We start from the raw sequence: 23,595 nt of genomic DNA, 5'->3' as shown, positions 1-23,595 counted from the left end.
ACATCAAGCGCATCGCCACCTTGCTGGCCCCCGCTTACAGGTCAGCAGCGGCCTGAACCGGTGCCTTCTCAAAAAAAGCCTGACACTCAAACCCTTGCATCAAACACATGAAATAACCCCGCCAAAAAATGACGGGGTTTGTCAGCAGTCTGAGGGCTTCCCAACTATGGTCGGGAAGCCCTCTTGCTTGCGAAGCCAAAGGCTCTAGGCGCTACTCCGCCGCCGGCGCCGCTTCCACCGGCTTCGCCTCCTTCTTCTTCCTGCCCGGCGCGATCAGCCGCATGGTGACGTAGAACACCGGCGTCAGGAACAGGCCGAAGAAAGTGACGCCCAGCATGCCGAAGAACACGGCGGTGCCGAGAGCCTGGCGCATTTCGGCGCCGGGGCCGGTGGCGATCAGGAGCGGCACCACGCCCAGGATGAAGGCGAAGGCCGTCATCAGGATCGGGCGCAGGCGCAGGCGACAGGCCTCCACCACCGCTTCGATCGGGCTCTTGCCATCCCGCGCCTCGGCCTCACGCGCGAACTCCACGATCAGGATGGCGTTCTTGGCGGCCAGGCCCACCAGCACGATCAGGCCGATCTGGGTGAGGATGTTGTTGTCCATGCCGCGGGCCATTACGCCGAGCAGCGCCGAGAGCACAGCCATCGGCACGATCAGGATGATGGCGAGCGGCAGCGACCAGCTTTCATACTGGGCCGCCAGCACCAGGAAGACGAACAGCACCGACAAGGCGAAGATGAAGATCGCGGTATTGCCGGTCGCCCGTTCCTGGAAGGCCAGATCCGTCCATTGGAAGCTGGTGCCCTGCGGCAGGGTTGCCTTGGCCAGAGCCTCCATCTCGTCCAGGGCCTGGGCCGTGGAGACCCCCGGGCCGGCATTGCCCTGCAGCGGCACTGACGGATACATGTTGTAGCGCTGGATCAGCTGCGGGCCGGAGACCTCCTTCACCTCCACCAGCGTACCGAGCGGCACCAGGGCCCCCGATGCCGAGCGCACGCGCAGGCCTCCGATCTGTTCGGGATCGTTGCGGAAACGCTGGTCGGCTTGGGCCTGGACCTGGTAGACGCGCCCAAACGCATTGAAATCATTGACATAGGCCGTGCCGAGATTCTGCTGCAGCGTGTCGAAGATGTTGGTGATCGGCACGTTCAGGATCTCGGCCTTCTGCCGGTCGATATTGAGGAAGAGCTGCGGCGAGTTGGCCGAGAAGGTGGTGAACACGCCCGACAATTTCGGATTCTGGCGGGCCTTGCCCATCATCTCGTAGGTCGAAGCAAGGATGCGCTGGATGTCCGATCCCAACCTCTCCTGCACCTGCAGCTTGAAACCGCCGGCATTGCCGATACCACGCACCGGGGGCGGCGGGATGGCGATGATGAAGGCCTCCTCGATCACCTGCATGCGGCCGAACAGGTCCTTGATGATCTTGTCCGCCGTCAGCCCTTCCTTCAGACGCTCTTCGAAAGGCTTGAACGGCACGAAGATCGCAGCCGAATTGGTGGCGTTGGTGAAGGTCGCGCCGGAGAAGCCGGCAAAGGCGACGGCATCCTGCGCACCAGGCGTTGCCCGCGCGATTTCCGAAACCCGACGGGTGACGGCGTCGGTGCGCGACAGCGCGGCACCGTCCGGCAGTTGTACCACCACGATGGCATAGCCCTGGTCTAGCGTCGGGATGAAGCCCTGCGGCACCTTCTGCACCGCCCAGACCGTGCCGGCCAGCAACCCCGCATAAAGCGGCAGCATGATGATCTTGCGCCTGACGACACGGTTGACGCTGGAGGCGTAGCCGTTGGACAGGCCGTCGAAGCCGCGGTTGAAGCCACCGGCAAGGCTCTTGCCGAGCCTCGTCAGGGGATTACGCGGCGGCTCATGGCTGTGCGGCTTGAGCAGGATCGCGGCGAGCGCCGGCGACAGAGTGAGTGAGACGAAGGCGGAAAGGAAAGTCGAGACCGCAATCGTCAGCGCGAACTGCCGATAGAACTGGCCCGATATGCCGGGAATGAAGGCGGTCGGAATGAAGACCGCGCCCAGCACCAGGGCGATGGCGATCACCGCCGTACCGACCTCGTCCATGGTTTCATGTGCCGCATCACGCGGCGACATGCCCAGGCTGATGTTGCGCTCGACATTCTCCACAACCACGATGGCGTCGTCGACAACGATGCCGATCGCCAGCACCATGCCGAACAGGGTCAGCGTGTTGAGCGAAAAGCCGAAGACGGCCATGATCGCACAGGTGCCGATCAGCGAGATCGGGATGGCGATCACCGGGATCAGCGCCGTGCGCCAGCTCTGCAGGAAGATGATGATCACCACCACCACCAGCACCACGGCCTCGCCGAGGGTGTGGTAGACGGCATTGACCGATTCCGCGATGAACTGGGTGGGATTGTAGACAATCGAATAGGCGATGCCGGGCGGGAAGGACTGCTTGAGCTCTTCCATCTTCTTGATGATTTCGTCGGCGGCCTGCAGCGCATTGGTGTTCGGGCGCTGGAAGATCGCCAGCGCCACCGCCGGCTTGCCATTGAGGTAGGAATTGGTGACGTAATCCTGGGCGCCGAGTTCCACGCGCGCCACATCCTGCACCCGGACGAGTTGCCCGTCGGGGGTCGAGCGCACGATCACGCGCCGGAACTGGGCGACGTCCTGGAAGCGCCCCTGCGTGTTGATGGTAACCTGGAAGGCGCCGCCCGAACTGGTCGGCTCCTGGCCGATGGCACCGCTGGAAACCTGCACGTTCTGGGCCTGGATCGCCTTGACCACGTCGGACGAGGTCAGGCCATAGCTGGCCAGCTTGTCCGGATCGAGCCAGACACGCAGGCTATACTGGCGCTCGCCGAAGATGGTGAGATCGCCGACGCCGTCGAGACGCAGGAGGTCGTCGCGCACATTGTTGCGGGCGTAGTTGGAGACGTAGAGCTGATCGTAGCGGTCATCCGGCGAAAACATGTGGATGACCATCATCAGGTCGGGCGACGATTTCAGCGTAGTGACGCCGAGGCGCCTGACATCGTCGGGCAGACGGGGTGTCGCAATGGCCACCCGGTTCTGCACCAGCACCTGCGCGGTATCGAGATCGGTACCGAGCTTGAAGGTGATGGTCAGCGACATCGCGCCGTCATTGGAGGCATAGGAGGACATGTAGAGCATGTTCTCCACGCCGTTGATCTGCTGCTCCAGCGGCGTGGCCACGGTGGCGGCGACGGTCTGGGCATTGGCGCCGGGATAGCTGGCGCGCACCACGATGGTGGGCGGTGCGATCTCGGGATATTGCGCCACCGGCAGGCCGATGAAGGCAATGGCGCCGACAAGGGTGATCACGACCGCCAGAACCGAAGCAAAGATCGGCCGGTCGACGAAGAAATGGGCAAACCGCATGGACCGATCTCTCAGTTGGCGGCTGCGACGGCGGTCGCCGGCAGGGTTGTCAGCTTGGGATCGACCTTGATGCCCGGTCTCACCCGCATCAGTCCATTGACGACGATGGTCTCGTCACCCTTCAGCCCTTCGCGGATGACGCGGTAGCCGTCCACGCGGGAGCCCACCCGCACCGGCTTCAGCGTGATCGTGTTATCGGCACTGACGACATAGACGACACGCCGATCCTGGTCGGAACCGAGCGCGTCCTCAGGCACCAGCACGCCCTTGTATTTGTCGGAACCAAGAATGCGGATGCGGCCGAACAGGCCGGGCACCAAGGCCAGGTCCTTGTTCTCGAACACGGCGCGGGCCCGCATGGTACCGCTGGCGGCATCCAGGCGGTTGTCTGTGAAGTCCATATGGCCCTTGTGGATGGGCTCGCGCTCGTTCGAGGTGGCGACCAGAACCTCGTTGAGATTGCCATCGCTGGAAACACGCAGCGACCCGGTCGAGAGCTTCTGGTAGGCGAGATAGGAGCGCTCGTCGACGTCGAAATAGAAATTGATCGGATCCATCGACACCACATTGGTGAGGACGGTCTCGTTCGCATTGACGAGATTGCCGAGCGAGACCAGCCGGCGCGACATGCGGCCGCCGATCGGCGCCTTGATCTCGGTGAATTGCAGGTCGAGCTTGGCACGGTTCAGGGTTGCCTGAGCGCGATTGAGGTCGGCCTTGGCTGTCGCCAGGGTTTGGGTGCGCTCGTCATAGATCTGGCCGGTGATGTTGCCGGACTTGCGCAGGTTCTCGGCCCGGCTGACGTCGCCCGCGGCGAAATCCACCCGCGCCTTGGCTGCCTCGACGCCAGCCTGCGCCTCCTCGAGGGCGGCCTGATAGGGACGCTGGTCGATGGTGAAGAGCGGGTCCCCTGCCTTGACGATGGCACCGTCGACGAAATGGATCTTGTCGACATAGCCCGAGACCCGGGCCCGGACATCCACGCGGTCTACGGCTTCGAAGCGGCCGATGAAATCGTCATATTCGACGACGTCCTTCACTACCGGCTTGGCGACGGAAACCGGGGGAGGCGGTGCATTCTGGGCGATTGCCGCTGTCGAGAGCCCCAAGGCCAGCAGGGTGCCGATGAAGGCATCGCGGCCACGCAAATTATCTAGTATCATCTTACCTTCACGCATCGCTGCCCCTTTTATGGACCCTGGTGAAAAATCAATAAGTTAGCGAAAGCCGGCACCAGGCATGCCGACGCGCCCATCTGCCGGGTTCGTCGACAATCCCGATGCCGGCTCCCTTGTCCGGCAAAACTGAAAATGAAATCCCCGCGGCTCCCCGCCGTCTTGTGGGGTTCCTAGATCTTGGTCTTCCCGCGGCAATTTCAAGGCCACTGGATGAAGATCGATGCCGAAAAAAACGCAGTCCCGCGCTCCGAAGAGGCGCCCCCGGACTTGGCACCGAGGCCAGATTCGAGGATTCCAACCGGCGGGTCGTCGTTGCTGAAAACCGAAATCCTGCCTACGGCGTAACGCTTTAGCGGCGCCAGCCGCGGTGTCGGTGGCTGCGATACTCCCAGGCATGCCCGTTCTTGCCATCGGGCGGATCCTGGATCGCCTCGTCGCAGGCACCAAAGAAGCGGTACCAAGGGAGGATGCATTCGAGCCTGGCATTGTCCGCGTAGCGTTCGCCTTGCGGGCGGGAGGCCGCCTGTCCCGTACCTGTCCCAGCATAGAACCCACCCATCACGATCATGCCGGCGAGAATGAGCTTGTTCATGTCTGTGTCCCAGGAATCGCTGCCGCATCTCGTAGCGGCCGGCAAATTCTAGTGAAGCACGCCGGCTGGAGCAAATCCCCGCAGCCCCTGCGCGAAAGCTCGTCCTCCCACAACCGGGCGGAACATGCGCCCATTGGCGACAAGCGTCAATGCAGCTATCGTGCGGGCCTTGATCAATCAGACTGGGACTTTGCCGTGGCCTCCTTCCTTAAATCCCTCTCCTCTCTGTTCGGAGGTAAACGCGAATCGGATGGTGAGCCCGCCCCCAAGGGCGACGGCGAGGAATACAACGGATTCACCGTGCGTCCGGCCCCCTATAAGGAGGGAGGCCAGTATCAGACCTGCGGCTATGTGGAAAAAGAGATCGGCGGCGAACTCAAGAGCCACAAGTTCATTCGGGCCGATCGTTTCGCCAGTTTGGACGATGCCGTGCAGTTTTCCCTGACAAAGGGCAAGCAGCTGATCGACGAGCAGGGCGAGGGTTTGTTTCGATAATGTGAAAAAAAGCGCGAGGGGGGCTTGCATCCCCCGCTTGGCTTGGTTATCAGACCGCCCATGGAAGCGCTGGTCGCTTCCCAGCGCGCCCGTAGCTCAGCTGGATAGAGCATCAGACTACGAATCTGAGGGTCAGAGGTTCGAATCCTTTCGGGCGCGCCATTCTCTACTTTTTCCTCACATTGTCAGTCGTTTAACGGTTGTCTTTAACGCGCCAGGGCGTGATAGCGGCATGATGCGTACTGGTGATCGTGTGTGTGCTATTGTCGAGGCTGGCCTGCTGCGTTTCGAGCCTGATGGTGCCCAACAGTTCGGGGGCGCGACGACACAGGTCGACCTTGATTGTCTGGAGGAAGCGTTCGCGGCACTCCCCAACGAGCAAGCTGGAATTCGCCTCCGCGGTATCGAGGCCTTGCATCCCATCCTATCGCCCGCTGGTAGCATCGGACGCATAGCCGCCTCGATGCTCGGCGCCACCTGCAGGCCGGTGCGTGCGCTGCTGTTCGACAAGACAGCAACGACCAACTGGTCGCTCCCCTGGCATCAGGATCGCACCATCGTCGTGACCGCACGCCGCGAGGTTGAAGGTTTCGGCCCTTGGACTGTTAAGGACGGCCTCATTCACGTTGCGCCACCGATCGAGATTCTTGCTGGAATGGTGACGGCGCGAATCCATCTCGATGCCGTTCCCATCAGCAACGCGCCCTTGCTTGTCGCGCCCGGCTCGCATCGTTTCGGACGAATCGCGGAACCAGATATCGCCAATATGGTAACTCGATGCGGTATAGCCGCCTGCTTGGCCGAACGTGGCGATGTCTGGCTCTATGCGACGCCTATTCTACACGCATCCGAAGCAGCTGCCGAACCACGTCGTCGTCGCGTGCTGCAGGTCGACTTTGCCACAGGCTTTCTTCCGGGGGGCTTAAAGTGGTTGGGGGTATAGAGTTGTCGCGCTGTCGATCGGTGCCTTTCCCCGACCGAGGATATCGCGTAAGAGCCCGGTTCCTTTCGTAAAGACCGTACCATGATCCGCCTCGAAAACATCTCCAAGCAGAACGGCAACCAGATTCTGTTCATCGAAGCCTCCGCCACCCTGCAGAAGGGGGAGAAGGTCGGGCTCGTCGGCCCGAACGGCGCGGGCAAGACCACGCTGTTTCGCATGATGACCAGCGAGGAGGAGCCCGATGAAGGCCGGGTCTCGGTCGATCGCGGCGTCACCATCGGCTATTTCAACCAGGATGTCGGCGAGATGGCCGGCCACAGTGCCGTCGCCGAGGTGATGAACGGCGCCGGGCCGGTCAGCGAAGTCGCGGCCGAGTTGAAGGAACTCGAGGCCGCCATGGCCGATCCCGACCAGGCCGACAACATGGACGCGATCATCGAGCGCTATGGCGAGGTGCAGGGCCGATTCGAGGAACTTGGCGGCTACGCGCTGGAAGGCCGCGCCCGCGAGGTCCTGGCGGGGCTGAGCTTCAGCGAGACCATGATGGACGGCGATGTCGGCGCTCTTTCCGGTGGCTGGAAGATGCGCGTGGCGCTGGCTCGCATCCTCTTGATGCGGCCCGATGCGATGCTGCTGGACGAGCCGAGCAACCATCTCGACATCGAAAGCCTAATCTGGCTGGAGGAGTTCCTCAAGGGCTATGAAGGCGCCCTCCTGATGACCTCGCATGATCGCGAATTCATGAACCGCATTGTCTCCAAGGTGGTCGAGATCGATGGCGGCACGCTGACCAGCTATTCGGGCGACTATGAGTTCTACGAGCAGCAGCGCGCCCTCAACGAAAAGCAGCAGCAGGCACAGTTCGAGCGCCAGCAGGCGATGCTGGCCAAGGAAATCAAGTTCATCGAGCGGTTCAAGGCACGCGCCTCCCATGCAGCACAGGTGCAGAGCCGGGTGAAGAAGCTGGAGAAGATCGACAAGATCGAGCCGCCGCGCCGCCGCCAGAGCATCGCCTTCGAGTTCCAGCCCGCGCCCCGCTCGGGCGACGACGTCGTCAGCCTGAAGGAAGTGCACAAGGCCTATGGCGATCGCAGCATCTATGAGGGCCTCACCTTCCAGGTCCGCCGCAAGGAGCGCTGGTGCGTGATGGGCATCAACGGCGCCGGCAAGTCGACCCTGCTCAAGCTCGTCGCCGGTACTGCCGAGCCGGACAAGGGCACGGTCGTGCAGGGCGGCAGCGTCAAGATGGGCTATTTCGCCCAGCATGCCATGGACCTGCTCGATGGCGATCGCAGCATCTACGAGACGCTCGAGGATGCCTTTCCGCAGGCAGGCCAGGGCTCATTGCGGACGCTGGCTGGTTGCTTCGGTTTTTCGGGCGACGACATCGAGAAGAAATGCCGCTTCCTATCGGGCGGCGAGAAGGCCCGGCTGGTGATGGCCAAGATGCTCTACGATCCGCCGAATTTCCTGGTGCTGGACGAGCCCACCAACCATCTCGACCTCGCCACCAAGGAGATGCTCATCGCGGCCCTGTCGCAATATGAGGGCTCGATGCTGTTCGTCTCGCATGACCGGCGCTTCCTCGCCGCGCTCTCCAACCGCGTGCTGGAACTGACGCCGGAAGGCATCCACCAATATGGTGGCGGCTACACCGAATATGTCGCCCGCACCGGCCATGAAGCGCCGGGGCTGCATAGCTGAGGCATCGTCGCCGCAGACGCAAACCTGACAGGCGCTCTCGCTGCATTGGTGTGCCGATCTTCAGATCGGCACTCTTGGATATAGAGTGTTTGCTGCAAGGATGCCGATCTGAAGATCGGCACACCGCTCCCGCGCCAGCCTCGCCAGCGGTTCTCGGCAACCGAAGGCTTTGAACAAGCCGTCAAGCTGATAGGGTGGCCCCGGCAACTCGGAAGTCGACGCGAGCCGACACCCCTCGCCTTTAAGGAGTTACCCGATGATCAATCGCTGGCGGCCCCTCGCCATAGCCTGTGCCCTGCTCGGCCTGCTGCTTCCCGCGAGCGAAGCTCTCGCAAGGCAGCGCACCTTGAACGGCACGGTCAGCTATCGCGAGCGCATCGCCCTGCCTCCTTCGGCGGTGGTCGAGGTCAAGCTCGTCGACGTCTCCCTGGCGGATGCCCCGGCGAGGACGCTCGCGCGGACATCGCTCCGGCCCGGCCGGCAGGTGCCGATTCCCTATCGCCTGCGCTATGACGACAGGGCCCTGAAGCCGACCGGCCGCTATGCCTTGGAGGCACGCATCAGCGTCAATGGCCGCCTGTGGTTCCTCAACACCACCCATCACGCCGTCACTGCCGGCGAGCCGGTCAATGGCGACATCCGCGTCGATCGTGTCGGGCAGCAAGCCGAGGCCGGCTCATCGGGACCAAGCGGGCGCTGGCTGGCCGAGGACATCAATGGCCGCGGCGTGGTCGACAATGCGCAGAGCGTGCTCGAAATCGCTGCCGACGGCAAAGTCTCGGGCCGTGGCGGATGCAACGGCATGGGCGGCAGCGCGGTGATCAAGGGCTCGCGCATCCGCTTCGGCCAGATCGTCAGCACCCAGATGGCCTGCCCGCCGTCCATCATGGACCAGGAAGGCAAGTTTTTCGCTGCCCTTCGAGCGGCCCGCAACTGGCGCATCGATGCCGCGCGCAACAAGCTGCTGCTCCTCGATGCAAGGGGCCGCCGGATCCTGCTGCTCGCCCGCATGTAGCCCCCGGATCTCATGACCCGACGCGTTCGACAAGCCGCTCCATCAGCGCCTGCAGGAGCGGCTCTTCCGCCCGGTCCACCGGACAAAGGATGTAATAGGCCGCCGCCGCGTTGATCGAGGTGGCGAAGGGCTGGATGAGCCGCCCCTCGCGCAGCAGGTTGCGCGTGAGCACGTCCGAGACCAGCGCCAGCCCCTGCCCTTGCACCGCCGAGGCAACCGCCTGCGCCACCGAGGCCACGCGCACGCTGGCGCTGCCCTGCAGATTGACCCGAGCCGCCACGCCCCAGCGCGCCCATTCCTCGCCGCGATCCTCGTGCAGCAGCGTGATGCCGTTGAGCTTGCGCTCACGATGCTGCAGGTCGAGCCGCGGGAACAGGATCGGCGAGCATACCGTCCGCAGCCGCACTTCACTGAGCAGGCGCCAATGTCGTCCCGGGAAAGGCGGATTGTCGTAGACGATGGCGATGTCGCTGGCCTGCCAATCCACCTCGGCGGCAGTGATCGCCTCGTTGATGGTCAGGTTGGCGATGTTGCGGCCTTCTGCGAATTCCACCGCCACCGCGCTCAGCCAGGCAACCCCGAGCGCCGTCGGCAAGGACAATGACAGATTCTGCTGCTGCGCCGGGGTGCCCAGGCTTCGGCAATCGCGCGCTGCCGTATCGAGCTGGCTGAGGCTGACGGCGACCGCCTGGGCAAAGTCTCGGCCGGCCGGCGTCAGCGCGATATTGCGTCCCGCCTTTTCGAACAGTGTGATCCCGGTCGCCTCGCCGAGCTTCTTGAGCTGCAGCGAGACGGCACTCGGGCTGAGATTGAGCTCTTCCGCCGCGCGGCGAAGGCTGGCCAGCCGGGCTGTCGCCTCGAAGGCCGGCAGATATTGCAGATAGACCAGGGGACGGGCCATCGCGCCTCACATGATGATCGGTGAGATTATTAGAACAGTTTTGGTTAAAACAAATCGTTATTTTAGAACGATTTCAAGTGCTATCCAGGACGACGAAAGGGAGCACCCCGATGATCCACGCGACACCATTCGATTATCCCTATGACGGCAGGCTCGACCCGCGTTGCACGGCGCTTGTTGTCATCGACCTGCAGGAGGATTTCCTCTCGCCGACCGGCTATTTCGCCAAGCAGGGCTACGACCCGAGCCCGCTCCGGGCGATCCTGCCGACGGTCAACCGGCTGATCGACGCCGCACGCGCCATCGGCATCCGCATCATCCACACCCGCCAGGGCTATCGCGGCGACATGGCCGACATGACGCCCTACGAGAAATGGCGTCGCACGCGCGCCGGCCTCGACGGCACGCAAGTACTGCTGCGCTCGAGCCCTGGCTTCGAGATCGTCTCCGATATCGAGGTACGCCCCGAGGACATCGTCGTCGATAAGACCTGCAACGGCGCCTTCACCTACACCGATTTCGAGCATGTGCTGAGGGCCCAAGGCATCACCCATTTGCTCTTCTCGGGCTGCACCACCGACGTGTGCGTCCACACCACCCTGCGCGAGGCCTGCGACCGCAATTTCCAGTGCCTGACCATCTCGGATGCCTGCGCCAGCGGCGACCAGCGCGCCCATGAAGCCGCGCTGCACATGGTGACCGTGGAGAACGGCATCTTCGGCGCCTTGAGCGATGCAGCTGCCGTGCTCGCCGGCCTTGCCAAGCTGCCGAGGGCCGGCGTGTGAAGCAGGATCGCGGCGCTCCCCAGCGCTATGTCTCGCTGATGCGCCTGACGGCCAAGGGACTGGCGGAACTCTCCGACAGCGCTGCACGACGGCGGGTCAGCGAAGAGCGGGTCGCCGAACTCGGTGGCCGCTCCATCGATTTCTACGCCGTGCTCGGCGCCTATGACTTCGTGCAGATCTTCGAGATGCCCAGTAACGAAGCGATGATGCAATATGTGCTCACCGCACGCCGTGACGGGCATGTCGATCCGCTCATCCTCCCCGCCTTCGATACGGAAACCTATGGCGGGATCGTCGGACGCATCCAGAACATGCAGGGGAACTGATCATGGCGGCGAAATTCCTGATTCCGGTCGCACTGGCGACGCTCGTCAGCACCACGGCCCTCGCGCAGCAGCCGAGCTTCGTTTCGGACGGATCGATCAATGTCTGCACCACCGCGGCGTTTCCGCCTTTGAGCTACAAGCGCTCGCCCGGTGACCTGACACCCGTCGGCATCGATATCGAGATCGCCGAAGCGCTGGCCAAGGCCTGGGGCGCCAGTACGACCTACACCGTCACCGATTTCTCGGGTCTCCTGCCGACGCTCGGCTCGGGGCGCTGCGGCATGATCATCAGCGGCATCTACATCAATGATGAGCGCCGCAAGACCTATGACGGCGTGCGCTACATGAAATCGGCCACCGTGCTGGTGACCAAGGCCGGCAATGGCGAGATCGGCAAGCCTGACGACCTCAGCGGCAAGAATGTCGCGCTCGAGGCGGGCACCTACTACAAGGAAGAGCGCCTCGATCCACTGAACAAGATCCTGGCGACGACCGGCAAGCCGCCCGTCGCCATCCACAACTATCCGACCCAGCAGGCTGCCTATCAGCAGGTGATGGTGGGACGGGTCGATGCGACGCTGACCGAGGAGGCCGAGGGTGCCTTGCGCGTCGCCGATGCCAGGGACACGCTCCAGATCGCCTATACTTGGCAGTCCGACTTCACCTACGGCATCTATATGCGTCGCAAGGATGGCGACCAGGCAGTGGTGCGCGACGCCCTGAGGAAGCTGCGCGATGACGGCTTCTTCACCGCTCTCGCCCAGAAATACGGCCTCAAGGCCGCCGTCTTCGACGTCGACTACGACAAGTAGCCGGGAGCGGCAGCGTCGACATGTCCTTCGATCCGGCCCTCCTCCTGACGGCACTGACCAATGCGGCCATGCTGCAGGGCGCCGCCATCGCCCTGATCCTGTCGGTGATGGTCTTCGCTGTCTCCTTCTTCCTCTGCTTGCCGCTGGCCCTCTGCCTGAACTCACGCAAACCGGTGCGCAACGGTTCGGCCCAGCTCTATGTCTGGGTGTTCCGGGCAGCTCCCCTGATCCTGGTGTTGCTGCTGGTCTGGAACGGCTCGCCGCAGTTGATGCCCTTTCTGCTCAAGGCCGGCTGGTTCACGCCCTTCGTGGCGGCCGCGATCTCCTTCACCCTGGTCACATCAGCCTACATGGCGGAGATCATGAAGGGTGCCCTGCGCTCGATCGGCGCGGGACAGGGGGAAGCGGCGACCGCCCTCGGCCTCACTCGCCTGCAGGCCTTTAGGCTGGTGATCCTACCGCAGGCCCTGCGTGTCTCGCTGCCGGCCCTGGTCAACGAATTCATCAACCTCCTGAAGGTGACCTCGCTTGCCTATGTCATTTCGCTGCGCGAGATCATGGCGGTGGTCAATGACGCCATCGCCGCCTCCTTCCGCTTTGTGGAATGGTATTGCGCCGCCCTGATCTACTACCTCGTCATCGTCTCGCTGTTCATGCTGGCACAATCGCTCATCGCCCGCCGCATGCAGCAGGGCCTCAAGGCTTGACGAAGAGAATGGTGGTCAGACCGCTCTGCCATTCCTCATCGGGATAGCGCCCGGCCTCGCGATAACCGCGCGAGCGGTAGAAAGCCTGGCTCGTTTCGTTGAAGGTATCGGTTTCTAGGCGCACCTGTGCAAACCCGGCCGCCACGATCGCGGCCTCCGCTCCTTCCATCAGCCGCTGTCCGAGTCCCTTGCGGGCATGACGGGAATGGACATGCAGGGCATCGATGAAATCGCCTTCCCAGCGAATGAAGCCCGCCACCTCGCCATCGATCTCGGCAACCAGGCATTCCAGCCCGTGCTCGTCGATGAAGCGGTCGGCAACGCCGGAGATCAGATAGCGCTCGACGGCTGCCGGCGTGATGTTGGGCCGCCAGGTGCTGTCGAACGTATCCTTGAGGATCGCCTTCAGCGCCGGCCTGTCCGCCTCGCCGCCCTGCCTGATCACAACGACATCCATTGCCATCCGTCCCGATTGCACGCCTGCCCGGTGCGGGCCCATGCGCTTCACACCGCCTTAGCGTGATTCGCCGTGGTTCCTGCGCGCTCTACGCCGAGAGCCGATCGGCCCACATTCTCGCCACGTCACCATGGAAGGAAGTACCAGCTGGCGCCAAACAGGCGCTGAAATGACGAGGATCGCTCCTTCTGGAGGAAATGCCGATGAAACTGACGGTCCAGCCTTTCCTGATGTTCCAGGGGCAAGGCCAGGCGGATGCCGCCATGAACCTCTATGTTTCCCTGTTTCCCGACGGCGAGATCCTCGACGTCGAGCGTTATGGTGCCGGCGAGATGGGGCTGCCGGGCTCGATCAAGAAGGCACGCTTCAGCATCGCCGGCCAGAGCGTGATGTGCATCGACAGCCCCGTGCAGCACAACTTCACCTTCACGCCGTCCTTTTCGTTCTTCATTGATTGCGAGACGAATGAGGAGCTCGATCGCCTCTTCACGGCCCTGTCCCAGGACGGCACCGTCTTCATGGCCCTCGACGATTATGGATTCAGCCGCCGGTTCGGCTGGGCTGCCGACCGGTTCGGCGTCTCCTGGCAGATCAACCTGCCGTTCGAGGCGGCGAGCTGAGACCGGCTACGCCTCAGCCTCCTGCATCAGCCTCACAGGGCCGTTTCCTGCGCCGGCAAGCCGGTCATCGGTATTGAGCAGGGTGCAGCGCTCCATCGACAGGCAGCCGCAGCCGATGCAACCGGTCAGCTCGTTGCGCAGGTTCTGCATCAGGGCGATGCGGTGGTCGAGTTCGTCGGCCCAATGCGTGGCGAGCATTTCCCAATCGCCGCGGGAGGGCGGACGATCGTCCGGAAGCTCGGCGAGGCGTGTCCCGATCTCCGCCAACGAGAAGCCGAGCTCCTGTGCCACCTTGATCAGGGCGACGCGACGCAGCACGGCCCGATCGTAACGCCGCTGATTGCCCTGGCTGCGCCGGCTGCGGATCAGTCCCTTGCGCTCGTAGAAATGCAGCGCCGTTACCGACACGCCGCTGCGATGAGCGAGATCGCCGACGCTCAGTTCAGCCATGGACCGCCTCCATCAAAGCCTATCGAGGAAAACTCGCGACCATCGCGAAACCGCTTGACCTTAACTTAAGTAGAGGTTGTAGGCCAGACAATGTCGGATGCCGGAATGGCACCGGACATCGTATGAACTGGATGTCGCGAGTTGGAGCCGAAGATGGACGCGCAAATCAACACGGGAACCCAAGCCCATTGGCGCGAGATTGCCGTCGGCCGCTATGCCGGTGCGACAGCCACGCTCTGCCTTGGCGTGGCCCTGTTCGCCTTCAACAGCTTCCTGGTCTCGACCGCCCTGCCCTCGGCGATCGATGAGCTCGGCGGTGCTTCGCTGATCGCCTGGTCCGTCAGCCTCTATCTGATCTTCGCCATCCTCGGCGGCTCGATCGCGGCGTTGGTGAAGGCGCGCCATGGGGCCCGGGCCGCGCTGATCGGAGCAGCCCTGCTGTTTACGGCCGGCACCCTGATCGCAGGCCTGGCCCCCGCCATGGCCGTGCTGCTGGTCGGCCGTGCCTTGCAGGGCTTCGGCGAAGGCCTGATCGCCGCGGTCTGCTATGCCCTGATCCCGGAAATCTTTCCCTCGCGCCTGGTACCCAAGGTGTTCGGCGCCGAGGCGATGGTCTGGGCAGCAGCGGCCTTCGGCGGCCCGGCTGTCGCCGGCATCATCAGCGAGACCGTGTCCTGGCGGGCCGCCTTCCTGGTCAATGTGCCGCTGTCGCTGATCTTCATCGCCCTGGTCCTCAAAGTGGTACCGCATACGGCCCGGCAGGACGCGGCCGCGCTTCCTCTCGTCCAGCTCGGTGCCATCGGAGCCGGCATGGCAGCAGTCATGATCGCCGACGTTGCCGGCGGCACCGGTGCCGCAGTCCTGCTGCTCATCCTCGCAGCGCTGCTCTATGTCGGCGCCGTCTATAGCGACAGGCGTTCGCCGGCGCGTCTGTTCCCGAAGGACGCCTTTCGGCTCGGCAAGCCGATCGGCCTCGGCCTGTGGATCGTCTTCCTGATGCCGATGGCCCATTCGGCCGCCTCGGTCTATCTCGTCTACCTGATCCAGCATCTATGGGGCTATGGCGCCACCCTGGCGGGCGCGCTCAACGCGGTAATGGCCGTGTGCTGGAGCCTCGTCGCCATCGCGGTGGCCAGCGTGGCCTCGCAGCAGACCCGCCGCCGGCTGATCTGTCTAGGACCGTTGTTCCTGGTGCTGGGCCTCATCGCCATCATTTTCGCGCTCTGGCGCACCGACATCGTACTGCTCATCGGCGGCCAGGTCTTGATTGGGGCGGGTTTCGGCGCAAGCTGGGGCTATCTCAGCCAGGGCCTGATGGAGGCCTCACCGGCGGAGGAGCGCAACCGCACCTCCGCGCTGCTGCCCACTCTCCAGTCGGCCGCCTATGCCATCGGGGCCGCCGTGCTCGGCTTCGTCGCCAACGCCAATGGCGCCGGCTCGGCAACTACGGGTCCGCAATTGCAGCAGGCCATGCTGGCTGTTTTCATCTTGGCCATCCTGATCGCCCTGCCCGGCGTCTTCGCCGCCCTGAAGCTGGCTCCACATTTGTTCAAGGACGCGGAAAAGCCGCGCGAATGCCCGGCATGAGGCCATCCATGCTGCAAGGGCTCGGAAGGCAGACGGCGTTGTCCGGGCTCTCGAAATGGGACTTGTCCTTCCCACGTGGCAAGCTTCATACAAATCCAGCATGATTCGAAATGTTCGCCCCGTCCTGTGCCTGCTGCTCGCGCTGCTGTTCGCGGTGACCAGTGTCGGCTGGGCCATGGCGAGCACACGGATGGCCGGCGATCAGGCCATGAGCCATCATGCGGGCAAGAAAGCTGACACGCATGATCATGGCGGGGACGCAGCTTTGGAAGGAATGTCCTGCCACCAGGCTCCGCCATGCGGCGGTGAAACTCATGAAGGGGAAGCCGCTTCCACCTGTTGCGCCTTGGCCTGCCATGTCGCCATGGAGACTGGCGTTTCCTCGTTGAATGCGCGCACCTTCATCATTGCCATCAGGCACACGATCGTGGCGCCGGGATTGCCGATGTCGATGCTGTCCTTGCTCGACCGCCCTCCCAGACACGCCGACGCGACCGTCGGCTGATTTCCCCTTCCATCCGCAGGCAGGCGCCAAGCGCCTCTGGGAGGGAGCTGGGCCAGGACTGACTGGACACAGCCGAGAGGTCGCCGTGCGGAGCGTTTGACGCGCCGCATTCCGCCTCGTCCCCCAAATCGCTGCGCCCGCGGCTGCCCTGAAGGCGGCCCGACGCCGCTGTCCGAGAAATTTCATGAAAATCGCCATCCCGACGGTTGTCGCCGTCGTCCTGTCCGCTTGCGCGGCGCCCCCCAGGCTCGCCGTCGGTCCTGACCCGACCAATCCCACTGCACCCGTCCCGCCCCTGCGATACACACCGGTCACCGCGGGAACCGCGGATTTCCGCCCGGTCGATCCCAAACCCTGGGTGCAACGGAACGACAGCGTTGCTCCCCGGCGGAAGGAGCCATGATGTCCCGGTTTCTATCCCATCCCGTGGCGCGGCCAAGGCGGCTGGCGATGCTGACTTCGCTTGCCTTCGCCCTGGCCGGCTGCGCCGGCTTCACGCCCGATGGCGGCATGGCGCCGGTCAAGGGACGCGTCGCGATCGAACTCGGCAAGGAAACGGTCAAGATCACTTCGCCGGCCGAGGCCGCGCAGGCCAAGGCACGTGTATCAGCCCTGCTCGCCAAGCCGCTGACATCAGATCGCGCCGTGCAGATCGCGCTTCTCAACAATCGCGGCCTGCAGGCCGAATACAACACGCTCGGCATTTCCGAGGCGGCCTATGTCGCGGCGAGCCTGCCGCCGAGCCCGACCTTCCAGCTCGAGCGCGTGGTGGCCGGCGGGGAGCTCGACATCGAGCGCCGGCTGGTGGCGAGCGTCCTCTCCTTGCTGACCTTGCCGGCTCGCCGCGACATCGCCAAGACCCAGTTCGAAGCGGCGCGCTATCGGGCCATCGAGGCGACCTTCCGCCTCGCCGCCGATACGCGAAAGGCCTATTACCGCGCGGTGGCGGCACGCCAGACCGTCGGCCTGCTGCAGAAGGCCCGGCTTTCGGCCGAAGCCGCCGGTGATCTTTCGCGCAAGCTCGGCGAGACCGGCGCCGCCACCAAGCTGGACCAAGCGCGGTCGGCCTCCTTCTATGCCGAGGTGTCGAACCGCCTCGCAGAAGCCAGGCTCCAGGCCGGCACCGAGCGCGAAGCCTTGATCCGCCAGCTCGGCCTGTGGGGCAACGAGACGGACTATCAATTGCCGGGCACAATGCCGGCCACGCCCGGAAAGCTGCCCTCGTCGGCCGAAATCGAGGCGCAGGCCGTTCGCAAGCGGGTCGACCTCATCGCCTCTCGCCTCGATCTCGATGCCATGGCTGCCGAACTCGGCCTGACCCAGGCGAGCCGCTATGTTTCCCTGCTCGATCTCACGGGCCTGGCCAACTACACCCGCGCCAGCGAGGACGGCGTGAAGAAGCGCGACTATCCGCGCGGCTTCGAGCTCGAAGTGCAGATCCCGCTCTTCGATCTCGGCGAGACGGGAGTACGGCGCGCCCGCGAGACCTATATGCAATCGGTCAACCGCCTGGTGGACAAGGCCGTCACCGTGCGCTCCGAGGCGCGCGCGGCCTATCTCACCTATCGCGGCCGGCACGAGATCTGGCGCCAATACCGCTCCCGCATCCTGCCCCTGCGCAAGACCATCAACGAACAGGCCGTGCTCGAATATAGCGGCATGCTGATCGACGTCTTCGACCTGCTCACCACCACGCGCGAAAGCCTCGACGTCGGCGTGGCGGCGATCGGCGCCCAACGCGACTTCCTCATCGCCGGCGTGGACTTCCAGGCTGCCCTCATCGGTGGCGGATCCGCCCCGTCGTCGGGCGAGGAAACCGCCATGACCGCCGCCCCCGCGGCCGGCGCGGCGCATTGATCACAGGAGCTGACATCATGACGGTATCCCGCCGTTCCCTCCTCGGCGCCGCGGCCCTGATCAGCGCCGGCGCCATCTCCGGCCGCGCCCAGGCCGCCGCCATCCCCGAAGCGCCCACCATGAAGGATGCCGGCATGCAGCCCCCGCTCGTGCCGGCCACAGGCGTGGACTACAACCCCGTGGTCACGCTCAATGGCTGGACTCTGCCCTGGCGCCAGAACGGCGACTGGAAGGAATTCCATCTGGTCGCCGAGCCGGTGGTGCGCGAAATCGCGCCCGGCATGGTCGCCCATCTGTGGGGCTATAATGGCCAGTCCCCCGGCCCGACCATCGAGGCGGTCGAGGGTGACAAGGTGCGCATCTTCGTCACCAACAAGCTGCCCGAGCATACCACCATCCATTGGCACGGCCAGTTGCTGCCCAACGGCATGGATGGGGTCGGAGGGCTGACCCAGCCGCACATCAAGCCCGGCAAGACCTTCGTCTACGAGTTCCAGCTGCACAAGAGCGGCACCTTCATGTACCACCCGCATGCCGACGAGATGGTGCAGATGGCGATGGGCATGATGGGCTTCTTCGTCGTGCACCCGCGCGACCCGGCCTTCCGGCGCGTCGACCGCGATTTCGTCTTCCTCATCAACGCCTACGATATCGAGCCGGGCTCCTACGTGCCCAAGGTGGCGGAGATGACGGATTTCAATCTGTGGACCTGGAACAGCCGGGCCTTTCCGGGCATCGATCCGCTGGTCTGCGGAAAAGGCGACAAGGTCAGGGTGCGCTTCGGCAACCTCACCATGACCAACCACCCCATCCACATGCATGGCTACGACTTCAAGGTCTCCTGCACGGATGGCGGCTGGGTGCCGGAAGCCGCTGCCTGGCCGGAAGTGACCATCGATTGCGCCGTCGGTCAGATGCGTGCCTTCGACTTCACCGCCGACGCGGAAGGCGACTGGGCCATCCACTGCCACAAGTCGCACCACACCATGAACGCCATGGGCCACGACGTCCGCAACTATATCGGCGTCGACAAGAAGGCTGTCGCGGCCAAGATCCGCAAGCTCGTGCCCGACTACATGCCCATGGGCTCCGCCGGCATGGCCGACATGGGCGAGATGGAAATGCCGTTGCCCGACAATACCCTGCCGATGATGACGGGCTTCGCCCAGTTCGGCGCGGTGGAGATGGGCGGCATGTTCTCGGTGGTCAAGGTCCGCCAGGGCCTCGCCGCCGGGGACTACAAGGATCCGGGCTGGTTCAAGCACCCGGAAGGCACGGTCTCCTACGAATGGACCGGCGCGTCGAAGAATGCCTTCCACGCGCCCGTCATTCCCGAGAACCGTGGCAGCACGGCCGAAGTCCGGGTGGTCAAGCCCGGCCGGCGCTCCACCCACGATCAGCACTGACCCCCAATGAAAGGAGCATGGATGTTCCCGAAAACCCTGTTTGCGGCCGTTGCACTGGCCCTGGCGGCCGGGCCGGCCTTAGCCGACGCCGGCCATGGTGGCGCCCGCCCCTATGGCGAGCCGGGCGATGCCAGGAAGCCGGCCCGCACCATCGCCATCACCATGCGCGAGGCCGACGGCAAGATGATGTTCATCCCCAGCAAGATCGAGGTTCGCCAAGGTGAGCAGGTCAAGTTCGTCCTGCGCAACAATGGCGAGATCGACCATGAGATCGTGCTGGCCACGCTGGCAGAAAACCTCAAGCACGGCGCGGAGATGCAGAAGAACCCGGACATGGAGCATGACGATCCCAATGCCCGGCGCCTCAGCCCGAAGAAAACCGGCGAAATGGTCTGGAAATTCACCAAGGTCGGCGAGTTCGACTTTTCCTGCCTGATCCCGGGCCATCGCGAAGCCGGCATGGCCGGCACCATCATCGTCACCACCAAGACAGGAGCTCTCTGATGCGCAAATTCCTCCTCACCCTTGCCTTTTCCGCCTTGGCGACCTCGGCTCTGGCACAAACAGCACCTGTCAGTGGCGAGGTCACCAAGATCAACGAGGCCCAGGGCAAGATCACCCTCAAGCATGGCCCGATCAAGAATCTCGACATGGATGGGATGACGATGGTGTTCGCCGTGGCCGATCCGGCCATGCTCAAGACGGTCAAGACCGGCGACAAGGTTTCCTTCGAGGCTGACCGCGTCAACGGACGTCTGACCGTAACCAAGATCGAGAAGGCGAAGTAACGCCGGATTCGAACGGCCCCCTTCGCGAGAAGGGGGCCGTTCGAACCAGGGCAGGGTTTTTGAATGCACAGAACTCTCTTGATAGCCGGCATTCTGGCCGGCCTCGCTTCAAAGCAAGCGAATGCCGGCGACGGTGAGCTTGCAGGCGTATTGGCACGCAATGGCTGCCTCGGCGCGAAGATCACTTCGATCTATCACCGCGACTCCACATCGGTATTCCAGGCCAATTGCGGCGGCACTTCCCACCGCATCCTCGATGTGGAATGCGGCACCGCAGGATGCCGCCTTGTGCATCAGGAAGATGCGTATGGCGAGACCGAATAGCCCCGCCCTTCGCCCCGTCAGTCTTCCATCAGGATCTGCAGTTTCACGTCCGTGGGCAGGGCCCTGGCGGCACGCTCGAAGGCTGCTATGGAATCCTTGAAGGCATAGGTGCCGGTGATCAGCGGCTTGAGATCCACCTTGCCCGAACCGATCAGCGCAATCGCACGGTCATAGATGTTGGCATAGCGGAACACCGTCTCGATGCGCACTTCCTTGGCGATGGCGCCGGGGACGTCGAAATTGACCGGCTCCACCGGCAGGCCGACAAGCACAAGCGCGCCGCCGGGCCGCACCAGGTCGAAGATGCCGTTATAGGCCTTGGCGCTGCCGCTCGCCTCGAACACCACGTCGGCGCCCCATTCGTCGGTCTCCCGCGCGATGGCGGTGGCGAAGGTTTCCTTCGTGAGGTCGACGGGAATGATGCCGTCATAGCGGCCGGCAATCTCAAGCTTTTCCTTGCTGAAATCGGAAATCAGCACCTTGCTGCAGCCGCCGGCCAGGGCGGCGAGCGCAACCATGATGCCGATCGGGCCGGCGCCGATCACCGCACCGACATCGCCGGGCGCGATGCGGGCCCGCGCCGCCGCCTGCATGCCGACGGCGAAGGGCTCCACCATCGCGCCTTCGGCGAAGGAGACATTGTCGGGCAGCTTGTAGGTGAAGGCCGCCGGATGCACCGTGAAGGGCGTGAGCACGCCATGCACCGGCGGGGTGGCCCAGAAGGTTACGGACGGATCGACATTGTAGATGCCGAGCTTGGAAGCGCGCGAGCTCAGGTCCGGAACACCGGGCTCCATGCAGACGCGGTCACCGGCCTTGAGGTTCGTCACCTTCGAGCCGACCTCCACGACGGTGCCCGCTGCTTCATGGCCCAACACCATCGGCGCATTGACGATGAAATTACCGATGCGGCCATGGGTGTAATAGTGCACGTCGCTGCCGCAGACGCCGACGGTGTGCAGCGCGATCTTCACATCGGTCGGGCCGACTTCGAGCGGGAGATCGATCTCGCGCAGCGACAATTCGTGCTGGCGTTCAAGGACAAGGGCGCGCATGGGTTTCCTCCGGGTTCGGGCTGACGTCGCCGAAGAGCCGGCGCGTATTCATCCGACATTATCGCCAGTTTGTTGCGACAATCAACCAAGTCGGGCAAGCGGCGACGGCAAGCCGGCGGACATATTACCAGCTATCGGTGCCGACCGGTGGCATCGACGCCAAACCGGCCTTCACGCCGCATCGATCTTATGGATCAGGTTCATGATGCCTTCGCTCATGGCGCCGTAGTCGCGGCTGTTGTGCAGGTCTCCGGCCACACGGTAGCCGTTCATCACCACGATGCGGTCGGCCAGGGCGATCATCTCCGGCATGTCGGAGGTGATGAGCAGGATCGAGGTGCCGGCATCCGACAGTTCGCGAATCAATTCATGCAGATAGGCCTTGGTCTTGATGTCGATTCCAACCGAGGGCTCGTCGATGATCAGCAGCTTCACGCCGGCCGCCAGCCACTTGGCCACGCTGATCTTCTGCTGGTTGCCGCCGGAGAGATTGCCGACGAGCTGCCCCAGGGAAGGCGTTCGCACCTCCAGCTTGCGGATATAGGGCTCGGTGGCCTTGCGCACCGTGCGATCGGTGAGCATGCCACCGAAGCCGGCAAGCTTGCGCCAGATGGCGATGCCGGCATTGTCCAGCACCGAATGCAGGAGGATGAGCCCCTCCTGCTTGCGGTCCTCGCTGACATAGCCGAGCCGGTGGGTGTGGATGGCCTCGCCGACACTGGTGATGGCCACCTCCTTGCCGTCGAGCCGGATGGTGCCCGACGTCGCCGGCTGCAGCCCCATGATCGACTTGGCGAGCTCGGTGCGCCCTGCCCCGACCAGGCCATAGAGCCCGACGATCTCGCCGCGGCGCACGGTGAGATCGATGTCGCGATGGCCGAAGGGCGTGGCCACCTTTTCGAGCTGTAGAACGGGCGGTGCCCCAGCGTGGTCGCGCGGCTTCCAGTCCGGGATCTGCTCGCTGCGCCCGATCATCAGGCGCACGAGGTCCTGGCGGCCGAGCCCCTCCATCGAGCGGCTGTCACAGGCATTGCGTCCGTCCCGGAGCACGGTGACCTGGTCGCAGATCTCCTGCACTTCCTCCAGCTTGTGGCTGACGAAGAGCATGCTGACGCCCTCGTCCCTGAGCTTCTTGAGCAACGCGAACAGGGCCACGGTTTCGTGCGGCGTGAGGGAGGCCGTGGGCTCGTCGAGCAGCAGCACGCGCGAGCGCAGGGACAGCGCCTTGGCGATCTCGACGAGTTGCATCTTGGCGACGCTGAGCTGCGAGACCGGCGTGGTCGGGTCAAGATCGAGCCCGAGCACGTCGAGCCAGCGCCGCGCCTCGGCATTCACCGCAGCATAGTCGATCGGCCTGAACAGGCTGGCGCTCAGGCGTTCCAGCATGATGTTCTCGCCCACCGAGAAGCGCGGGATGAGGTTGCGCTCCTGATGCACGACGCCGATTCCCCTGGCGATGGCGTCACGTGTCGAGGCGAAATGGGCGGGCTGCCCATCCACCACCAGTTCGCCCTCGTCGGGCTTGAGCACGCCGGTGATCAGCTTGATCAGCGTGGATTTGCCGGCGCCGTTCTCGCCCAGCAGGGCATGGATCGAGCCCGGGCGCAGCGAAATCGAGACGCCTTCCAGGGCCTTCACGCCGGGAAAGAACTTGCTGACGCCGCGCGCCTGGAAGACCGGAGCCGAAGTCTGAGCCGCCATGT

Annotated in this window: 24 protein-coding genes and 1 tRNA gene; 17 read left to right on the top strand and 8 right to left on the bottom strand. The window is 64.0% G+C overall.

Features of this window, described 5'->3' with window-relative positions:
* Positions 1-211 precede the first annotated feature (211 nt).
* From U1R88_RS11550 to U1R88_RS11540, 3 genes are all read right to left on the bottom strand, one after another.
* Entirely contained in the window at positions 212-3,385 is a 3,174-nt protein-coding gene (locus U1R88_RS11550) for an efflux RND transporter permease subunit (RefSeq protein ID WP_322431345.1), read from the bottom strand.
* A gap of 11 nt (positions 3,386-3,396) precedes the next feature.
* Complete coding sequence (locus tag U1R88_RS11545; RefSeq protein ID WP_322431344.1) at positions 3,397-4,548, bottom strand: efflux RND transporter periplasmic adaptor subunit; 1,152 nt, start codon at positions 4,546-4,548, stop codon at positions 3,397-3,399.
* Positions 4,549-4,912: 364 nt separating this feature from the next.
* Entirely contained in the window at positions 4,913-5,155 is a 243-nt protein-coding gene (locus U1R88_RS11540) for a hypothetical protein (RefSeq protein WP_068287442.1), read from the bottom strand.
* Positions 5,156-5,206: 51 nt separating this feature from the next.
* On the opposite strand from U1R88_RS11540, the gene U1R88_RS11535 reads away from it, so the two are divergent.
* The 5 genes from U1R88_RS11535 (at position 5,207) to U1R88_RS11515 (ending at position 9,312) form a co-directional block, all read left to right on the top strand.
* Positions 5,207-5,650: an HlyU family transcriptional regulator gene (locus U1R88_RS11535; RefSeq protein WP_322431343.1), complete on the top strand. Its 444-nt coding sequence runs from the start codon at positions 5,207-5,209 to the stop codon at positions 5,648-5,650.
* Between the two features lie 85 nt (positions 5,651-5,735).
* Positions 5,736-5,812 (top strand) — tRNA-Arg (locus U1R88_RS11530).
* A gap of 70 nt (positions 5,813-5,882) precedes the next feature.
* Entirely contained in the window at positions 5,883-6,593 is a 711-nt protein-coding gene (locus tag U1R88_RS11525) for a phytanoyl-CoA dioxygenase family protein (protein ID WP_322431342.1), read from the top strand.
* An 81-nt stretch (positions 6,594-6,674) separates the two neighbouring features.
* Positions 6,675-8,297 carry an ABC-F family ATP-binding cassette domain-containing protein gene (locus U1R88_RS11520; protein ID WP_322431341.1) on the top strand — a complete coding sequence of 541 codons (1,623 nt, stop codon included), beginning with the start codon at positions 6,675-6,677 and terminating at the stop codon, positions 8,295-8,297.
* A gap of 256 nt (positions 8,298-8,553) precedes the next feature.
* Positions 8,554-9,312: a YbaY family lipoprotein gene (locus U1R88_RS11515; protein ID WP_322431340.1), complete on the top strand. Its 759-nt coding sequence runs from the start codon at positions 8,554-8,556 to the stop codon at positions 9,310-9,312.
* A gap of 10 nt (positions 9,313-9,322) precedes the next feature.
* Here U1R88_RS11515 and U1R88_RS11510 read toward each other — a convergent pair whose 3' ends face one another.
* On the bottom strand, positions 9,323-10,213 hold the full coding sequence (locus U1R88_RS11510; protein WP_322431339.1) for a LysR family transcriptional regulator: 891 nt from the start codon (positions 10,211-10,213) through the stop codon (positions 9,323-9,325).
* Positions 10,214-10,323: 110 nt separating this feature from the next.
* On the opposite strand from U1R88_RS11510, the gene U1R88_RS11505 reads away from it, so the two are divergent.
* From U1R88_RS11505 to U1R88_RS11490, 4 genes are read left to right on the top strand one after another with little or no spacing between them, the layout of a single operon-like run.
* Positions 10,324-10,998 (top strand): cysteine hydrolase family protein, encoded by a 675-nt coding sequence (locus U1R88_RS11505; protein ID WP_322431338.1) that lies wholly within the window; start codon positions 10,324-10,326, stop codon positions 10,996-10,998.
* Positions 10,995-11,324, top strand: coding sequence for a GYD domain-containing protein (locus U1R88_RS11500; protein WP_322431337.1), 330 nt, complete (start codon positions 10,995-10,997; stop codon positions 11,322-11,324). The genes U1R88_RS11505 and U1R88_RS11500 overlap by 4 nt, the downstream gene beginning before the upstream one ends.
* A gap of 2 nt (positions 11,325-11,326) precedes the next feature.
* The gene (locus U1R88_RS11495) at positions 11,327-12,136 is read left to right on the top strand and encodes a transporter substrate-binding domain-containing protein (protein WP_322431336.1); all 810 of its coding nucleotides are present in this window, start codon (positions 11,327-11,329) and stop codon (positions 12,134-12,136) included.
* Positions 12,137-12,156: 20 nt separating this feature from the next.
* A complete protein-coding gene (locus U1R88_RS11490) occupies positions 12,157-12,843 on the top strand; it encodes an amino acid ABC transporter permease (RefSeq protein ID WP_322431335.1) in 687 nt (228 codons plus the stop codon).
* Here U1R88_RS11490 and U1R88_RS11485 read toward each other — a convergent pair.
* Positions 12,833-13,300 carry a GNAT family N-acetyltransferase gene (locus U1R88_RS11485; protein WP_322431334.1) on the bottom strand — a complete coding sequence of 156 codons (468 nt, stop codon included), beginning with the start codon at positions 13,298-13,300 and terminating at the stop codon, positions 12,833-12,835. The genes U1R88_RS11490 and U1R88_RS11485 overlap by 11 nt on opposite strands.
* 203 nt (positions 13,301-13,503) lie before the next feature.
* On the opposite strand from U1R88_RS11485, the gene U1R88_RS11480 reads away from it, so the two are divergent.
* Positions 13,504-13,920, top strand: coding sequence for a VOC family protein (locus tag U1R88_RS11480; RefSeq protein WP_322431333.1), 417 nt, complete (start codon positions 13,504-13,506; stop codon positions 13,918-13,920).
* A 6-nt stretch (positions 13,921-13,926) separates the two neighbouring features.
* Here U1R88_RS11480 and soxR read toward each other — a convergent pair whose 3' ends face one another.
* Positions 13,927-14,370, bottom strand: a complete 444-nt coding sequence (gene soxR, locus U1R88_RS11475; protein WP_068287422.1) for a redox-sensitive transcriptional activator SoxR — start codon at positions 14,368-14,370, stop codon at positions 13,927-13,929.
* A 153-nt stretch (positions 14,371-14,523) separates the two neighbouring features.
* Here soxR and U1R88_RS11470 point away from each other — a divergent pair, with 153 nt between their 5' ends.
* The 7 genes from U1R88_RS11470 (at position 14,524) to U1R88_RS11440 (ending at position 20,837) form a co-directional block, all read left to right on the top strand.
* Positions 14,524-15,957 carry an MFS transporter gene (locus U1R88_RS11470; RefSeq protein WP_322431332.1) on the top strand — a complete coding sequence of 478 codons (1,434 nt, stop codon included), beginning with the start codon at positions 14,524-14,526 and terminating at the stop codon, positions 15,955-15,957.
* A gap of 55 nt (positions 15,958-16,012) precedes the next feature.
* Complete coding sequence (locus U1R88_RS11465; RefSeq protein ID WP_322431331.1) at positions 16,013-16,462, top strand: hypothetical protein; 450 nt, start codon at positions 16,013-16,015, stop codon at positions 16,460-16,462.
* Positions 16,463-16,861: 399 nt separating this feature from the next.
* Positions 16,862-18,319, top strand: a complete 1,458-nt coding sequence (locus tag U1R88_RS11460) for a TolC family protein (protein ID WP_322431330.1) — start codon at positions 16,862-16,864, stop codon at positions 18,317-18,319.
* Between the two features lie 17 nt (positions 18,320-18,336).
* The gene (locus U1R88_RS11455) at positions 18,337-19,725 is read left to right on the top strand and encodes a multicopper oxidase family protein (protein ID WP_322431329.1); all 1,389 of its coding nucleotides are present in this window, start codon (positions 18,337-18,339) and stop codon (positions 19,723-19,725) included.
* Positions 19,726-19,746: 21 nt separating this feature from the next.
* Positions 19,747-20,229 (top strand): cupredoxin domain-containing protein, encoded by a 483-nt coding sequence (locus U1R88_RS11450; protein WP_322431328.1) that lies wholly within the window; start codon positions 19,747-19,749, stop codon positions 20,227-20,229.
* Positions 20,229-20,513 (top strand): copper-binding protein, encoded by a 285-nt coding sequence (locus tag U1R88_RS11445; RefSeq protein ID WP_322431327.1) that lies wholly within the window; start codon positions 20,229-20,231, stop codon positions 20,511-20,513. Before U1R88_RS11450 ends, U1R88_RS11445 begins: the two co-directional genes overlap by 1 nt.
* Positions 20,514-20,591: 78 nt before the next feature.
* Complete coding sequence (locus U1R88_RS11440) at positions 20,592-20,837, top strand: hypothetical protein (RefSeq protein WP_322431326.1); 246 nt, start codon at positions 20,592-20,594, stop codon at positions 20,835-20,837.
* Positions 20,838-20,854: 17 nt separating this feature from the next.
* Here the strand turns inward: U1R88_RS11440 and U1R88_RS11435 are convergent, their stop codons facing one another.
* A complete protein-coding gene (locus U1R88_RS11435; protein WP_068287743.1) occupies positions 20,855-21,892 on the bottom strand; it encodes an NAD(P)-dependent alcohol dehydrogenase in 1,038 nt (345 codons plus the stop codon).
* Positions 21,893-22,063: 171 nt separating this feature from the next.
* Positions 22,064-23,593, bottom strand: a complete 1,530-nt coding sequence (locus tag U1R88_RS11430; protein WP_322431325.1) for a sugar ABC transporter ATP-binding protein — start codon at positions 23,591-23,593, stop codon at positions 22,064-22,066.
* Between the last annotated feature and the right edge of the window lie 2 nt (positions 23,594-23,595).

This window comes from Labrys sedimenti (assembly GCF_034424805.1).
GTDB classification, from domain to species: Bacteria; Pseudomonadota; Alphaproteobacteria; order Rhizobiales; family Labraceae; genus Labrys; species Labrys sedimenti.
This window is presented reverse-complemented; position numbering and strand designations above follow the sequence as displayed.

Excerpts from the sequence above, each read along its gene's own strand:
- U1R88_RS11495 (WP_322431336.1), top strand. The coding sequence starts at position 11,327 with ATGGCGGCGAAATTCCTGATTCCGGTCGCACTGGCGACGCTCGTCAGC.
- U1R88_RS11540 (WP_068287442.1), bottom strand. The coding sequence starts at position 5,155 with ATGAACAAGCTCATTCTCGCCGGCATGATCGTGATGGGTGGGTTCTAT.
- U1R88_RS11465 (WP_322431331.1), top strand. The coding sequence starts at position 16,013 with ATGGGACTTGTCCTTCCCACGTGGCAAGCTTCATACAAATCCAGCATG.
- U1R88_RS11450 (WP_322431328.1), top strand. The coding sequence starts at position 19,747 with ATGTTCCCGAAAACCCTGTTTGCGGCCGTTGCACTGGCCCTGGCGGCC.
- U1R88_RS11545 (WP_322431344.1), bottom strand. The coding sequence starts at position 4,548 with ATGATACTAGATAATTTGCGTGGCCGCGATGCCTTCATCGGCACCCTG.
- U1R88_RS11445 (WP_322431327.1), top strand. The coding sequence starts at position 20,229 with ATGCGCAAATTCCTCCTCACCCTTGCCTTTTCCGCCTTGGCGACCTCG.
- U1R88_RS11470 (WP_322431332.1), top strand. The coding sequence starts at position 14,524 with ATGGACGCGCAAATCAACACGGGAACCCAAGCCCATTGGCGCGAGATT.
- U1R88_RS11490 (WP_322431335.1), top strand. The coding sequence starts at position 12,157 with ATGTCCTTCGATCCGGCCCTCCTCCTGACGGCACTGACCAATGCGGCC.
- U1R88_RS11435 (WP_068287743.1), bottom strand. The coding sequence starts at position 21,892 with ATGCGCGCCCTTGTCCTTGAACGCCAGCACGAATTGTCGCTGCGCGAG.
- U1R88_RS11460 (WP_322431330.1), top strand. The coding sequence starts at position 16,862 with ATGATGTCCCGGTTTCTATCCCATCCCGTGGCGCGGCCAAGGCGGCTG.
- U1R88_RS11430 (WP_322431325.1), bottom strand. The coding sequence starts at position 23,593 with ATGGCGGCTCAGACTTCGGCTCCGGTCTTCCAGGCGCGCGGCGTCAGC.
- U1R88_RS11550 (WP_322431345.1), bottom strand. The coding sequence starts at position 3,385 with ATGCGGTTTGCCCATTTCTTCGTCGACCGGCCGATCTTTGCTTCGGTT.
- U1R88_RS11525 (WP_322431342.1), top strand. The coding sequence starts at position 5,883 with ATGATGCGTACTGGTGATCGTGTGTGTGCTATTGTCGAGGCTGGCCTG.
- U1R88_RS11515 (WP_322431340.1), top strand. The coding sequence starts at position 8,554 with ATGATCAATCGCTGGCGGCCCCTCGCCATAGCCTGTGCCCTGCTCGGC.
- U1R88_RS11485 (WP_322431334.1), bottom strand. The coding sequence starts at position 13,300 with ATGGATGTCGTTGTGATCAGGCAGGGCGGCGAGGCGGACAGGCCGGCG.
- U1R88_RS11480 (WP_322431333.1), top strand. The coding sequence starts at position 13,504 with ATGAAACTGACGGTCCAGCCTTTCCTGATGTTCCAGGGGCAAGGCCAG.
- U1R88_RS11505 (WP_322431338.1), top strand. The coding sequence starts at position 10,324 with ATGATCCACGCGACACCATTCGATTATCCCTATGACGGCAGGCTCGAC.
- U1R88_RS11510 (WP_322431339.1), bottom strand. The coding sequence starts at position 10,213 with ATGGCCCGTCCCCTGGTCTATCTGCAATATCTGCCGGCCTTCGAGGCG.
- U1R88_RS11455 (WP_322431329.1), top strand. The coding sequence starts at position 18,337 with ATGACGGTATCCCGCCGTTCCCTCCTCGGCGCCGCGGCCCTGATCAGC.
- U1R88_RS11520 (WP_322431341.1), top strand. The coding sequence starts at position 6,675 with ATGATCCGCCTCGAAAACATCTCCAAGCAGAACGGCAACCAGATTCTG.
- soxR (WP_068287422.1), bottom strand. The coding sequence starts at position 14,370 with ATGGCTGAACTGAGCGTCGGCGATCTCGCTCATCGCAGCGGCGTGTCG.